Source organism: Bradyrhizobium sp. 4, assembly GCF_023100905.1.
Lineage (GTDB): Bacteria > Pseudomonadota > Alphaproteobacteria > Rhizobiales > Xanthobacteraceae > Bradyrhizobium.
In genome coordinates, this window is record NZ_CP064686.1 from 2,473,872 (window position 1) to 2,487,778 (window position 13,907).

11 protein-coding genes are annotated in these 13,907 nt (G+C 65.8%); 6 read left to right on the forward strand and 5 right to left on the reverse strand.

Going from position 1 to position 13,907, the window contains the following annotated elements; all coding sequences use genetic code 11:
- Positions 1-623: 623 nt before the first annotated feature.
- Positions 624-3,413: a phosphoenolpyruvate carboxylase gene (gene ppc, locus IVB45_RS11345; RefSeq protein ID WP_247359948.1), complete on the forward strand. Its 2,790-nt coding sequence runs from the start codon at positions 624-626 to the stop codon at positions 3,411-3,413.
- Between the two features lie 50 nt (positions 3,414-3,463).
- Here the strand turns inward: ppc and IVB45_RS11350 are convergent, their stop codons facing one another.
- From IVB45_RS11350 to IVB45_RS11365, 4 genes are all read right to left on the reverse strand, one after another.
- Positions 3,464-4,627: an SMP-30/gluconolactonase/LRE family protein gene (locus tag IVB45_RS11350; protein ID WP_027516817.1), complete on the reverse strand. Its 1,164-nt coding sequence runs from the start codon at positions 4,625-4,627 to the stop codon at positions 3,464-3,466.
- Between the two features lie 114 nt (positions 4,628-4,741).
- A complete protein-coding gene (locus IVB45_RS11355; protein WP_247288650.1) occupies positions 4,742-5,656 on the reverse strand; it encodes an SDR family oxidoreductase in 915 nt (304 codons plus the stop codon).
- A 5-nt stretch (positions 5,657-5,661) separates the two neighbouring features.
- Positions 5,662-6,801 carry a thiolase gene (locus tag IVB45_RS11360; RefSeq protein ID WP_247359947.1) on the reverse strand — a complete coding sequence of 380 codons (1,140 nt, stop codon included), beginning with the start codon at positions 6,799-6,801 and terminating at the stop codon, positions 5,662-5,664.
- Positions 6,802-6,805: 4 nt separating this feature from the next.
- Positions 6,806-7,219 carry an OB-fold domain-containing protein gene (locus tag IVB45_RS11365; protein ID WP_247359946.1) on the reverse strand — a complete coding sequence of 138 codons (414 nt, stop codon included), beginning with the start codon at positions 7,217-7,219 and terminating at the stop codon, positions 6,806-6,808.
- Between the two features lie 173 nt (positions 7,220-7,392).
- Here IVB45_RS11365 and IVB45_RS11370 point away from each other — a divergent pair, with 173 nt between their 5' ends.
- The 5 genes from IVB45_RS11370 to IVB45_RS11390 all read left to right on the forward strand — a co-directional run bounded on the left by IVB45_RS11370 (position 7,393) and on the right by IVB45_RS11390 (position 12,283).
- Positions 7,393-8,742: an amidase gene (locus tag IVB45_RS11370; RefSeq protein WP_247359945.1), complete on the forward strand. Its 1,350-nt coding sequence runs from the start codon at positions 7,393-7,395 to the stop codon at positions 8,740-8,742.
- A complete protein-coding gene (locus IVB45_RS11375) occupies positions 8,735-9,421 on the forward strand; it encodes a DUF2848 domain-containing protein (protein WP_247359944.1) in 687 nt (228 codons plus the stop codon). The genes IVB45_RS11370 and IVB45_RS11375 overlap by 8 nt, the downstream gene beginning before the upstream one ends.
- Before the next feature lie 156 nt (positions 9,422-9,577).
- Positions 9,578-10,324: a 2OG-Fe(II) oxygenase gene (locus IVB45_RS11380; protein WP_247359943.1), complete on the forward strand. Its 747-nt coding sequence runs from the start codon at positions 9,578-9,580 to the stop codon at positions 10,322-10,324.
- 9 nt (positions 10,325-10,333) lie between these two features.
- Positions 10,334-10,987 carry a DNA oxidative demethylase AlkB gene (gene alkB / locus IVB45_RS11385; protein WP_027568978.1) on the forward strand — a complete coding sequence of 218 codons (654 nt, stop codon included), beginning with the start codon at positions 10,334-10,336 and terminating at the stop codon, positions 10,985-10,987.
- A 54-nt stretch (positions 10,988-11,041) separates the two neighbouring features.
- A complete protein-coding gene (locus IVB45_RS11390) occupies positions 11,042-12,283 on the forward strand; it encodes an MFS transporter (protein ID WP_027568979.1) in 1,242 nt (413 codons plus the stop codon).
- Here the strand turns inward: IVB45_RS11390 and IVB45_RS11395 are convergent.
- Positions 12,261-13,889, reverse strand: a complete 1,629-nt coding sequence (locus IVB45_RS11395; protein WP_247359942.1) for a thiamine pyrophosphate-dependent enzyme — start codon at positions 13,887-13,889, stop codon at positions 12,261-12,263. The two genes, IVB45_RS11390 and IVB45_RS11395, sit on opposite strands and share 23 nt — an antisense overlap.
- Between the last annotated feature and the right edge of the window lie 18 nt (positions 13,890-13,907).

Sequence of the window (13,907 nt, forward strand, 5' to 3'; positions counted from 1 at the left end):
GCGCCGGCGCGTGACGAGGTGGCGGGGCGGGCTACGCCTGTGAGCCATCGCGATCCGCGCGAACGACCCGGCGCGGTCACAGCGTCTCTTTTCGGCTTCGGGAGCGAGCACGCGCAAGCTTCCGGATGTCCGGGGAGGGACGTCCGCGGACGGCAAAAGCGTGTGGTCCTGACGCCCGGGGTCTGTGCGTCAAGGCTTGCGGTGATGTGCGGCCCGACCGGGTGCGCGCGTCGATCATCCGCGAGGCGACGGGGGCAATAGTGCATCGCTCCCCGGGGAGAGCGCGCCATAAGCCGTAAAACCATTGCGCAGGGAAGGCCGGATGTTCCGGCATCACCTGTGGTCACCCCCGCGTGCGTTTTTCGCGTGCGGACCCTGGGTGCCAGCCGGCGCCCGGCCTTCCCTGCGCCCTTTTTTCTCGACGAGGGCGAAACGGACAGCAAACTCGGGCGCCCCCCGCCGCGAGACCGCGAATGTATGTCTGCGCCCGTCAGCAAGGCGCATTCCCACCCATGATCGGTGATGTTACCGCGCCGCCCCCAACTTCATCTTGCGCTGCGGCAAAAAACTTGCACACTCGGCTGAGCCGGGCAGTCAAGCGAGCTCGACAAGGGGAGCGAGCCATGTCCCTCCAGACCATATCGTCCGACACCCTCGACCAACGCCCCAACCGCCCCGAGGACGTCCTGGCGCTGGAGGCGGATGCGCGGCTGCGGGACGATATCCGCCTGCTCGGGCGCATCCTCGGCGACACCGTGCGCGACCAGGAGGGTGCCGAATTGTTCGATCTGGTCGAGCGCATCCGGCAGACATCGATCCGATTCCACCGCGATGAGGACCGGCTCGCCCGCCGCGAGCTCGAGCAGATCCTCGACAGCATGTCGACCTCGGAGACGGTGCGGATCGTCCGCGCCTTCAGCTATTTCTCCCACCTCGCCAACATCGCCGAGGACCAGAACAACATCCGCCAGATGCGCGCCAACAAGGGCGGCGGCTCCGGCGTGCTGGCCGAGACGCTCGCCCATGCGAGGGCTGCGGGCATCGGTGCCGACGCCCTTCGCAACTTCTTCAAGACCGCGCTGGTCAGCCCGGTGCTGACCGCGCATCCGACCGAGGTCCGCCGCAAGAGCACGATGGACCGCGAGATGGAGGTCGCCGCCCTGCTCGACCGCCGCGAGCGGGTCGCGCTGACCGCGGACGAGGCTGACGCCAGCGACGAGCAGCTCCGCCGCGAGGTGCTGACGCTGTGGCAGACCAATCTGCTGCGCCGGACCAAGCTCACCGTGCTCGACGAGGTCGCCAACGGCTTGTCGTTCTACGATTACACGTTTCTGCGCGAGGTGCCGCGGCTGGTCAACACGCTGGAGGACCGGCTGGAGGAGGGCGGCGAGCAGGCGGCCGGCGAGCTCGCCTCGTTCCTGCGCATGGGCAGCTGGATCGGCGGCGACCGCGACGGCAATCCCTTCGTCACCGCCGACGTGATGCGCGGCACGCTGCGGCTGCAGTCGAGCCGGGTGATGCAGTTCTATCTCAATGAGTTGCACGTGCTCGGCTCGGAATTGTCGATCGCGGCGCATCTCGCCGACGTCTCCGAGGAGCTGCGCACGCTGGCGGAGCGCTCGCCCGATACCTCGCCGCATCGGAGCGGCGAGCCGTATCGTCTTGCGGTCTCCGGCATCTATGCGCGCCTGACCGCAACGGCCGAAATGCTTCAGGTCGAGATCACGCGCCGGCCGGTCGGCAAGGGCGCGCCATATGACAGCGTCGGGGAGTTCAAGGCCGATCTTGACGTGCTGCACCGCTCGCTGATCTCCAACAACGCCGGTGTGATCGCCCGCGGCCGGCTGCGCCTGCTGCGGCGTGCGGTGGACTGCTTTGGATTCCATCTGGCGCGGCTGGACATCCGGCAGAACTCCGCAGTGCACGAGCGCACCATCGCCGAGCTGATGGACGCCGCCAACCCCGGCATGTCCTATCTCGCGCTCGGCGAGGACGCGCGCATCTCGCTGCTCACCAACGAGCTGCGCTCGACGCGCTCGCTGGTGTCGCCGTTCGTCAAGTACAGCGACGAGACCATGGGCGAGCTCAACGTCTTCCATGCCGCAGCAGAAGCGCATGCGAAGTTCGGCTCGGACGCCATTCCCCAATGCATCATCTCGATGTGCAAGAGCATGTCCGACATGCTCGAGGTCGCGGTGCTGCTCAAGGAGGTGGGGCTGGTGCATCCCTCGGGGCGCAGCGCCATCAATATCGTGCCGCTGTTCGAGACCATCGAGGATCTGCAGGCGTCTTCCACCATCATGGACCGCATGCTGTCGCTGCATGATTACCGCCGGCTGGTGGACAGCCGCGGCAGCGTGCAGGAGGTCATGCTGGGCTATTCCGACTCGAACAAGGACGGCGGCTTCGTCACTTCGGGCTGGGAGCTCTACAAGGCCGAGATCGGCCTCGTCGACGTGTTCGAGCGCCACGGCGTGCGCCTGCGTCTGTTCCATGGCCGCGGCGGTTCGGTCGGCCGCGGCGGCGGCCCGAGCTACGATGCCATCATCGCCCAGCCCGGCGGCGCGGTGAACGGCCAGATCCGCATCACCGAGCAGGGCGAGATCATCTCGTCGAAATACTCCAACGCCGAAGTTGGCCGCAACAATCTGGAGATCCTTGCCGCCGCGACTCTGGAGGCGAGCCTGTTGCATCCGCGCCAGAGCGCGCCGCGGCGCGAATATCTGATCGCGATGGACGAGCTTTCAAGTCTCGCCTTCAAGGCCTACCGCGGCCTCGTCTACGAGACCGACGGCTTCGTCGATTATTTCTGGGCGTCCACCGTCATCAACGAGATCGCGACGCTCAACATCGGCAGCCGCCCGGCCTCGCGCAAGAAGACTCGCGCGATCGAGGACCTTCGCGCCATCCCCTGGGTGTTCTCCTGGGCGCAATGCCGCCTGATGCTGCCCGGTTGGTACGGCTTTGGCAGCGCCGTCGAGCAGTGGATCGCGGAGCATCCCGACAAGGGCATGCCGTTCCTCAAGGAGCTCTACAAGGAATGGCCGTTCTTCCGCATGCTGCTGTCGAACATGGACATGGTGCTGGCGAAAAGCTCGATCGCGATCGCCTCGCGCTATGCCGAACTCGTGCCCGACGAAGCTCTGCGTGAAAAAATCTTCGGCCGCATCCGCCGCGAATGGCACTCCTGCATCGAGACGCTCTTGGACATCATGGGCCAGGACCGCCTGCTGCAAGGCAACCCGCTGCTGGAACGCTCGGTCCGCCACCGCTTCCCCTATCTCGACCCGCTCAACCACGTGCAGGTCGAACTGCTGAAGGAGCACCGCGCGCAGAACCCGGACGAGCAGGTCCTGCGCGGGATTCAGCTCACGATCAACGGGATATCGGCGGGGCTGAGGAATACGGGTTGAGAAGCGAGTAGCGAACCGTACGGTTCGCTACTCGCCACTCTATTAATCGCTCACGGCTTCATCGCGCCCTGCACACTGGTGTAGACGGCATAGAGCGATGTCGAGCCACAAATATAGAGCCTATTTCGCTGCTGACCGCCGAAGCACAAATTAGCGACGGTTTCCGGAATATGAATCTTGCCCAGCAACTCGCCGGAGGGCGTGTAGCAGCGTACGCCGTCTTCGTTTGCGTCCCCCCAGCCCACCGAGCACCAGACGCGTCCTTCGGTGTCACAGCGGACGCCATCGGTGATGCTCGGTTTTGGCATCTCTGCGAACACCTTGCTGTTCGACACCTTGCCCCCGGCGACGTCGAGATCGAACACGCGGATATGCGACGGGTTGTCGGGCCCATCCGTGAAGCCGGTGTCGCAGATGTAGAGCTTCTTCTCGTCCGGCGAGATGGCAAGCCCGTTCGGCTCGACAAAGTCGTCGACGACGACCTTGACCTCTCCAGACTTCGGATCGACCCGGTAGACGTTCTTCTTCTCCTGCTCGGGCTCGGCCTTGATTCCTTCGTAGAAACCGCCGATGCCGTAGGCGGGATCGGTGAACCAGATTGCGCCATCGGCCGTCACGACCGCATCGTTGGGCGAGTTCAGTCGCTTGCCATTGAACTTGTCGGCGATGATGGTGATCGAGCCGTCGAGTTCGGTGCGCGTCACGCGCCGACCGCTGTGCTCGCAAGTGATCAGGCGTCCTTCGCGATCAATCGTGTTGCCGTTCGAGTTCATCGAGGGCTGGCGATAGACACTGACGTGGCCGTCGTCCTCCGAGAAGCGCATGATGCGATTATTCGGAATGTCGCTGAATAGCAGGTATCGCCCGGCCGCGAAATATACTGGCCCCTCGGCCCAGCGGAAGCCCGTTGCGACGCGCTCGACGGCCATGGTGCCGGCAAAGGCGGGAAAGCCGGGGGGCCCAAACGATGGCGGCCCCTTCTTGGCGGATTCCAAATGGGCGTCCGGATAACGGCTGCCCGGCAGTGGTCCCAACGGCAGCGGCGCGGTCGATCTTGTCGGTGCACCCGTCTGGCCCAAGGGCGTTACCGACGCCCCCAGGGCTGCGGTCATGGTGACGCCCGTCGCCGCGACTGCTGCCGCGCCCTTCAGCAGGGTGCGGCGCGCGAGAACAGGCTCATTGACGTCGGTGGAGATGGTCAGTGGGTTTGTCATAGTCGCCTCCCATTCTTTTGTTTGGGAGAAAACTGTCCGCCTGCAATCGGGCGTAAAGCGGGCGATCCCCGGCTGGACAACCGGAGATCGCAATGCAGCAAAGGTGGAATTCGCTTACACGGGATCCCAAGGGAAGATGTCGGCGGAGCGGTCGAGCTTGTAGAACGAACCTTTCAGCGCCGGCATGCCGTGTTCCGCGATCGATTGCGGCGTCCAACCTTCGCTCCGGTGCACCGAGCGCAGCGGGCGGTTCTGGCTGAACAGGAACAGCTCGTTCATGCGTGCGCCAAAGATCTGCCCGGAGACGTCCTTGGCGGCGTCGGAGAGCAGATAGGCGCAGACCGGCGCGATCTTCTCCGGCCCCATCTGCTTGATCTTCTCGACCCGTGCCTTCTCGGCTTCGGTCTCGGTCGGGATGGTGCCGATCATGCGGGTCCAGGCGAACGGCGAGACGCAGTTGGAACGGACGTTGAAGCGGCCCATGTCGAGCGCAATCGACTTCGACAGGCCGACGATGCCGAGCTTGGCGGCGGCGTAATTGGCTTGTCCAAAGTTGCCGATCAGGCCCGAGGTCGAGGTGAAGTGGACGAAGGAGCCGCTCTCCTGCTCGCGGAAGATCCGCGCCGCGGCGTGGCTGACGTAGAACGAGCCCATCAAATGCACCTTGATGACGGCCTCGAACGCTTCCACGCTCATCTTGTGGAAGATCATGTCGCGCAGGATGCCGGCATTGTTGACCACGCCGTCGAGCCGGCCGAAATGATCGGTCGCAGTCTTCACGATCTTGCTGGCGGGGATGGCTTCGGCCACCGACTCGAAATTGGCGACGGCGGTGCCGCCGCGCTTCTTGATCTCCTCGACCACTTCCTCGGCGGGCGCGGCGCTGGTGCCGGCGCCGTCCGCGGCGACGCCGGGATCGTTGACGACGACCTTGGCGCCCTCGCCAGCGCAAAGCAGCGCGATCTCCCGCCCGATGCCGCGGCCTGCGCCGGTAACGATGATGACCTTGTCTTGCAGTGATTTGCTCATGTGGATTACCTCTCGTTCGTAAACACGATCGTGCCCGACGCGGCGAACATGCCGCCGACGCCGTGGCACACCGAAATCTTCGCATTCGCCACCTGCGCCGGCGCAATGCCGCGCATCTGGCGGACGCTCTCCTGGAGCGCGTACATGCCGTACATGCCCGAATGCATGTAGCTCAATCCGCCGCCATTGGTGTTGAGCGGCAGCTTGCCGCCCGGGCGCGTGTTGCCGTCGGCGATGAACTTGCCGGTCTCCTCGTGCGGCATGAAGCCGAGATCGCCGAGGCCGAACAGCGGCAGATGCGCGAACGCGTCGTAGATCATGAGATGATCGACGTCCTTGTGCGCGATGCCGGCCTCCCTGAACGCCAGCGGTCCCGCGGTCTTGAACGCGCGCGAGGAATTAAAAGTCTCCATCTGGCTGACCATCGGCGTCTCCACGCTCTCGCCGGTGCCCATGATGTAGACCGGCTTGCGCGGAAAATCCTTGGCACGGTCCGCCGAGGTCAGGATCAGCGCGCCGCCGCCGTCGGTGACGAGGCAGCATTGCAGCAGGCGGAACGGGTAGGCGATCATGCGCGAGTTGAGGACGTCGGCGACCGTGATCGGGTCCTTCATCATCGCGCGCGGATTCTTCGCCGCCCATTCCCGCTGCACCACCGCGACCGCGGCGAGCTGCTCGTGCGTGATGCAATAGGTCTTCATGAAGCGCAGCACGGGGATCGGGAACATGCTGGGCGGGCCGTAGACGCCGAATGGCGCCTCGAACTGGCCTTGCAGGCTGTCGGCGGGGATCGAGCGCGGCGCCTTGCCGATCATCGACTTGCCGCTCTCGGCATGGGTGATCAGCACGGTCTTGCAGAGGCCGGCCTCGATCGCCGCGGCGGCATGGCGGACGTGCAGCATGAAGGAGCAGCCGCCGACCGAGGTGCCGTCCACCCAGGTCGGCTTGATGCCGAGATAGTGGCAGACCTGCTGCGGTGTCTCGACGGCGGTGGCGAAGCCGTCGATGTCCGACAGCTTCAGGCCGGCATCGGCAATGGCATTGAGCGCCGCATCCGCGTGAAGCTGGAGCTGCGAGGCGTTGGGAATGACACCGAGCTCGGTGGTCTCGGCCGCGCCGACGACGGCAACCTGATTGCTGCGCATGGGCTTACCCCTTCGCCGGACGGAACACGGGGAGGGTGATCTTGTCGTCGAGCGTCTCGAAGGAGACCTCGAGCTTCATGTCGAGCTCGAGCGCCTCCGGCGTCTGCGGGCAGTCGATGATGTTGCTCATCATCCGCGGTCCCTCGGCAAGTTCAACCACGGCGATCGCGTAAGGCGGCGTGAAGCCGGGCGCGGCGGGACGATGGTTGATCACGTAGCTGTAGAGGAAGCCCTTGCCACTCGCCTTGAAGATGCTGACCTTGCGCGAGGCGCAGGACGGGCAGAACGGGCGCGGCGGAAAATAGACATGCGCGCAGGCGTCGCAGCGCTGCAGGCGCAACTCACCCGCCTTGGTACCGTCCCAGAAATGCTGGGTCTCGGGCGTCGGTTTCGGTCGCGCGCGCTGCGGTTCGGCCATCTCGGCAGGTCCTCCCAAGGCCAAGCTGAGCCCGGCTGTTGCGATCTTGATGCGACAATCGACCATGGCGCGTCAACGGTCCAGCAATGCGCATGCATGCCATCATGCGCACAATGCTTGTGTCGAACTGAGGCAGCGCTATACATTGCGCGCAAATATTCCGTGAGACAGACATGCCCGATTTTTCGACACTGACGAAGCTCGCCGAAGACCTCGAAAGCGGCCGGACCACCTCCCGCAAGCTGGTCGAGGCTTGCATCGCCAAAATCGCCGACCCGGCCGGCGAGGGGCAGCGTGCCTTCATCCATGTCGACAAGGACGCCGCGCTTGTGGCGGCCGATGCGATGGACGGTTTGCGCAAGGTGAAGGCGGCGCCGTCGCGCTACGCCGGTATCCCGGTCTCGATCAAGGATCTCTTCGACATCAAGGGCCAGGTGACGCGCGCCGGCTCCCGCGCGCTCGACGATTCCTCCCCGGCCGAACAGGATGCCCCCACGGTGGCGCGGCTGCGCAAGGCCGGCTTCGTCGTGATCGGGCGCACCAACATGACCGAGTTCGCCTATTCCGGCATCGGCATCAATCCGCATTACGGCACGCCAAAGGGCGTCTGGAACCGGGCCGAGGGCCACGTGCCGGGCGGGTCGTCCTCGGGCGCCGCGGTTTCCGTGCTCGACGGCATGGCGCATGGCGCGCTCGGCACCGACACCGGCGGCTCCTGCCGGATTCCGGCGGCCTATAACGGCATCGTCGGCTACAAGCCGACGCAGCGGCGCGTGCCGCTCGACGGGGCTGTGCCGCTGTCGTTCTCGCTCGACAGCATCGGGCCGCTGGCACGATCGGTCAGTTGCTGTGCCATTCTCGATGCCGTGCTTGCGAACGAGCCAATCGCCCCGCTGAAGCCCCGGCCCGTCAAGGGCATGCGGCTGGCGGTCCCGACCACGATCGCGCTCGACGACCTCGACGCGGCTGTGGCCGCGACATTCGAGCGTGCACTCAAGAGCCTTGCCGATCATGGTGCGATCATCGAGCGCATCGAGATGGCCGAATTCCACGACATCGGGCCGATGAACGCCAAGGGCGGCTTTGCGGCTTCCGAAAGCTATGCCTGGCATCGCTACCTCCTCACGTCCAAGGGCGACGTCTACGATCCCCGAGTCTCCGTGCGCATCATGCGTGGCGAGGCGCAGAGCGCGGCGGACTACATCGATCTTCTCCACGAGCGCCGCTCGCTGATCGCCCGCGTCAATGCGCGCATCGCGCCCTATGATGCGCTGGTGCTGCCGACCACCGCCAACACGCCGCCGAAAATTTCGGATCTTGCCGACGACAAGGCGTTCACCAGGGAAAACCTGCGGGCGCTCCGCAACTGCACCCTGATCAACATGATCGACGGCTGCGCCATCTCGCTGCCTGCGCATCGCGAGGGCGAGATTCCGGTCGGCCTGATGCTGGCGGGCGCGGGCGGATCGGACCGCCGTATCTTCGAGCTTGCTGCCGGCATGGAGGCCGTAATTCGTGTTTGACCTGACTTTCACCGTTGACGCCCAGGACACCACCACGCCGCTGACGCTGGCGATCGATCAGATGGTCATCGCCGGCTGGACCGGCCGCGATCCGGTCGCGCGCGACAAGCACATTGCCGAGCTGCAGGAGATGGGTATCGCCCCGCCGGCCTCGACGCCGATCTACTATCGCGCCTCGGCACGACGGCTGACGATGGAAGACAGCATCGAATGCACCGGCGGCGATTCCTCTGGCGAGGTCGAGTTCGTGCTGATCGGCTGGCAGGGTCGCATTTTCGTCGGCTGCGGTTCCGACCACACCGACCGCAAGGTCGAGGCCTATAACGTCACGGTGTCCAAGCAGATGTGCGACAAGCCGATCGCATCCACGCTGTGGGAGCTCGAGGACGTCATCGGCCACTGGGACAGGATGATCCTGCGCTCCTGGGCCACGATCAAGGGCGAACGCGTGCTGTATCAGGAGGGCACGCTCGATGCGATGCTGCCGGTCGCCGACCTGATCGCGCGTGGCTTCGAGGGAGGGAAATTTCCCGACGGCTGCGCCATGTTCGGCGGCACGTTTGCGGCGAAGGGCGGTATCCGCCCCGCCGACCGTTTCGATTTCGAGCTGGAAGACCCGGTGCTGAAGCGCACGATCAAGCACGGCTATGACGTGGTGACGCTGCCCGTGAGGGGCTAAGGTCTCTCCGCCGTCATTGCGAGGAGCCCTTGCGACGAAGCAATCCAGGCTGGTTCCGCGGGGGGATTCTGGATTGCTTCGCTCCGCTCGCAATGACGGGGAGAGAGACGGAAATCGGGTGGTAGAGGACGGGGCGGTCTTGCGAAGGTCAGAGCCATGACAGCAACAGCACGCAAATCGCCTCATAAGTCAGCCACGGACCCCGCCGCCCGCGTCGATGCCCTCGACTGGCCCCAGATCACCGGCGAACTCGACACCCAGGGCTGCGCGCTCCTGAAAGGCCTGCTCACGCCGGACCAGTGCCGCGCCGTCGCCGCGCTCTATCCCGACGACGCCAACTTCCGGAGCCGCATCGTCATGGGCCGCCATGGCTTCGGTCGCGGCGAGTACAAATATTTCTCCTACCCGCTGCCTGACCTGATCGCGCAGTTGCGCCCGACGCTCTACGCGCATCTCCAGGGCGTCGCCAACCGCTGGAACGAGGCTATGGGGATCGACATCCGCTACCCGGCCGAACACGCGGCGTTCCTGAAGCGGTGCCACGAGGCAGGCCAAGCGCGACCGACGCCGCTGCTGCTGCAATACGAGGCCGGCGATTTCAACTGTCTGCATCAGGACCTCTATGGCGAGCACGTGTTCCCGTTGCAGGTCGCGATCCTCTTGTCGGAGCCCGGCCGCGATTTCACCGGCGGCGAGTTCGTGCTGACCGAGCAGCGCCCGCGCATGCAGTCCCGCGCCGAAGTGGTTCCGCTCGCGCAGGGCGACGCCGTGGCCTTCGCTGTGCATCACCGCCCGGTGCAGGGGACACGCGGCACCTACCGCGTTAATCTCCGCCATGGCGTCAGCCGGGTCAGGTCCGGTCAGCGCCACACACTAGGTGTGATCTTTCACGATGCGAAATAAACGCTGCCACTGATGGCGGATTTGTTCGATAGCGTTGCCGAAGCCCAGCCGTCGCGCGAGGAGATCGCCGACGGCGCCGTTCTGCTGCGCGGCTTCGTCAAGCCGATCGAGAGCGAGTTGATCGAAGCGGTGCGCGCCATCGTGGCGCAGTCGCCGTTCCGCCGCATGACCACGCCCGGCGGGCATCTGATGTCGGTCGCCATGACCAATTGCGGCGAGCGCGGCTGGATCACCGATCATACCGGCTATCGCTATGATCCCATCGACCCGCGGACCGGGGCGCCGTGGCCGGCGATGCCGCCGGTGCTCCGCGATCTGGCGTTGCGCGCCGCGGAGCAGGGCGGCTTTGCCGGCTTCGCGCCCGACGCGTGCCTCGTCAACCGCTACGAGCCCGGCACGCGGCTGTCATTGCATCAGGACAAGGACGAGCTGGATTATTCAGCGCCGATCGTCTCGGTCTCGCTCGGGCTGCCTGCGACGTTCCTGTTCGGCGGCCTGGCACGCAGCGACAAGCCGCGCCGCTTCCGCTTGGTCCATGGCGATGTCGTGGTCTGGGGCGGGCCGTCACGGCTCGCCTATCACGGCGTCGCGCCGCTGGCCGACGGTGAACATGCGTTGCTGGGGCGGAAGCGGATCAATTTGACGTTCCGAAAGGTCCGCTGACGCGTTTCCTCGCAGCCGCCGCTCGTCTAAGCTTCCGGCGGGGGAGACGGCGATATGGCGACCACACAGCTCTCGGCCGGCACTGGCGCGGCCAACCGTACCGGCTTGTATCTGGCCGTGCTGCAACTGGCGTTCACGCTTGGCTGGACCACCTACGTCATCTATCTGCCAAAGCTCGCGGCTGAGGTCGGCGTCGCGCCATCAGCCGTCATCCTCATCCTGATGCTGGACCAGGCGATCTTCACCATCGCCGACACCGCGATGGGGATCGCCGCCGACAAGATCGCTCCCCATCTCGGCAGGCTAGGCCTGTTCGTCGGGCTCGTGGCCGCGATCTCCTGCGGCGCGTTCGTCGCGCTGCCCTTCGTCGCAGGACGCGGGGTGGCCGCGCAGGGGTGGTTCATTGCCCTGATCGTGGTCTGGTCGATCACCTCGTCCGCGCTGCGCGCGCCGCCGCTGACCCTGCTCGGCAAATACCGCGCCCGGCCGCAGGTGCCGTTCCTCGCCGCGCTCGCGATGCTCGGCTATGGCGTCGCCGGCGCAGTCTCGCCCTATCTCGGCGTGGTGCTGCGCGAGCACGATGCGCGGCTGCCCTTCGTGATATCGAGCGCAGTGTTGCTGTTGACCGCGCTCGGACTGTCACGGATCGAGCACGAGGTGGCCCGCGACACCGCGCCGCCGACACCGCCCGAAGCGGCAAAGCCGCTTGGCCTCGTGCCGATCGCCTTCATCGTCGCGATGGTGGCGCTCGCGCTCGGTTATCAGTTGCACTTCGCTCTGAACAGCGCGCCGTTCTACCTGCGCTTTGCCAAGCCGGATGAGCTGCAATGGCTGATGCCGGTGTTCTGGATCGGTTTCAACATTGCCATGTTTCCGGCAAGCCTCGTCGCCAAGCACCGTGGCGGCGTGATCGTGATGGGCGCGGCCGGACTGCTTGGAGCGGTCGCGATTGCTGCGGCCGAATTCGCCGGCAGCCTCAACACGCTGATCGTCGCGCAGTTTCTCGCCGGAGCAGCGTGGGGCTGCATGCTGATGAGCGCGATCTCGGCTGCGTTGGCCATCGGCTCGACCGGCGCGGAGGGAAAGGTGACCGGCCTCGTCTTCTCGGCGCTGGCACTCGGGACCTTGGCACGAATGGCGGCGGTCGCCGGCGGCTTGCAGAAAGTGCCTGACTACGCGCCGCTGCTGCACTGGGCCCCGGTCGCCTGCTGGGCGGTCGCAGGCGCGGGCCTGCTGGTGATCGCGGCGGCGCGGCTACAGGGCGGCGTTCACCTCAAGGCTTCGGCGGGTGGATGAACGCCCAGGGGCTCACTTCCGAATCCCTGGTCACTTCGATCGAGATCAGATACGGCCCGCCATGGGCGAGCGCCTTCTCCATCGCCGCCTTGAACTGGTCCGGCGCAGTGACGCGCGCTGATGCGACGCCAAAGGACTCCGCCAGCTTGACGAAATCCGGGTTGACCAGATCGGACGCCACCACGCGGCCGTCGAAGCGCTCGCGCTGGTCGCGGCGGACATTGCCGTAGGCGTTGTTGTTGAACACCAGCGTCACCACGCCGATGTTGAACTGCACGGCGGTGGCAAGCTCCTGCACGCCGAACATGAAGCCGCCGTCGCCGGTGATCGCCACCACCGGCTTGTCGGGATTGGCGACCTTGGCGCCGAGCGCGGTCGGGAAGCCCGAGCCGAGCGTGCCCTGATAGCCTGATGTGATGAAGGTGCGCGGCTCGTAGATCGGAAAACCGTACCAGGAGGCGAAACCGAACTGCGACAATTCATCTGTCACGATCGCGTTCGCCGGCAGCACCTCGCGCAGGATGTTGAGATATGCCATCTGCGGCTGGATGCGCTGGATCGCGGCTTGCGCCGTCGCAGCAGCCTCGCGGATGTCGCCCCGCCGGCCGCTGGTCCTGGCATAGCCGGCCTTCGTCACGGCGGTGGCCAGATCGGCCGCGCCGGCCTTGGCGTCGGCGACGATAGCGACATCGGAGGCGAGCCGGCGCATCTCGGCCGGATCGATATCGACACGAATGGATTTCAGCCCCTTCGGCTGATACGGCCAGCGGAAGCCCGATGCCGGCAGTTCGGCGCGCGTGCCGATTGCGATCATCAAATCGGTTGTCGGCCACAGCTTGTAAGCTGCCGCCATGGTGAGCCCAAGCTCATGCGCGTTGGAGACGATGCCGCGGCCGCTGCGGAAGGCGACGACAGGCGCGTCGATCATCTCGGCGAGTTCGAGAATCTCCTCGCGCGCCTCGATCGCGCCGCTGCCGACGAAGATCATCGGCGCCTTGCTGTTCCTGATCAGCGCGGCCGCCTGCTTGATCATATCAGGGTCGGGCTGCGGCGCGGGCAGCGGCTCCAGCACTTGCGCAGCCGCGGTGTCGGCGCGCTGGGTGAAGACGTCCCAGGGCATCTCGACCGAAGCGGGGCCACGCCGTCCGGACGTCATCTCCTGGAAGGCGCGCGCGACGGTGGTCGGCGCGTTGCCGGGATATTCGATCCGATCCGCCCATTTCACATAGGTGCGCAAGGTCGCGAGCTGGTCCGGCATCTCGTGCAGATGGCCGCGGCCCTTGCCCAGAAACTGCGTCGGCACCTGACCGGTGACGCACAGCACCGGCTCGTTGCAGCCGAAGGCGGTGAGCAGCGCGGCGCTGGCGTTGAGCACGCCGGGGCCGGGCACCACGCTGAACACGCCGGGCCTGCCGCTGGAGCGCGCATAGCCGAACGCCATGTAGCCGCAAGCCTGCTCGTGCCGCGCGCCGATCACCTTGAGCTGGGCCTGGTGGAACGCGTCGAACAGGCCGTAGACCTGGGCGCCGGGCAGGCCGAATACAGTATCGACGCCATGGGCGACAAGGCCGCTTACGATGGCTTCGCCGCCGGTGAGGGTAGTCATGGCATTATTCCATTTCGA

Bases quoted from the DNA above. Each gene is read 5' to 3' on its own strand.
- ppc (WP_247359948.1), top strand. From the start codon at position 624: ATGTCCCTCCAGACCATATCGTCCGACACCCTCGACCAACGCCCCAAC.
- IVB45_RS11350 (WP_027516817.1), bottom strand. From the start codon at position 4,627: ATGACAAACCCACTGACCATCTCCACCGACGTCAATGAGCCTGTTCTC.
- IVB45_RS11355 (WP_247288650.1), bottom strand. From the start codon at position 5,656: ATGAGCAAATCACTGCAAGACAAGGTCATCATCGTTACCGGCGCAGGC.
- IVB45_RS11360 (WP_247359947.1), bottom strand. From the start codon at position 6,801: ATGCGCAGCAATCAGGTTGCCGTCGTCGGCGCGGCCGAGACCACCGAG.
- IVB45_RS11365 (WP_247359946.1), bottom strand. From the start codon at position 7,219: ATGGCCGAACCGCAGCGCGCGCGACCGAAACCGACGCCCGAGACCCAG.
- IVB45_RS11370 (WP_247359945.1), top strand. From the start codon at position 7,393: ATGCCCGATTTTTCGACACTGACGAAGCTCGCCGAAGACCTCGAAAGC.
- IVB45_RS11380 (WP_247359943.1), top strand. From the start codon at position 9,578: ATGACAGCAACAGCACGCAAATCGCCTCATAAGTCAGCCACGGACCCC.
- IVB45_RS11390 (WP_027568979.1), top strand. From the start codon at position 11,042: ATGGCGACCACACAGCTCTCGGCCGGCACTGGCGCGGCCAACCGTACC.
- IVB45_RS11395 (WP_247359942.1), bottom strand. From the start codon at position 13,889: ATGACTACCCTCACCGGCGGCGAAGCCATCGTAAGCGGCCTTGTCGCC.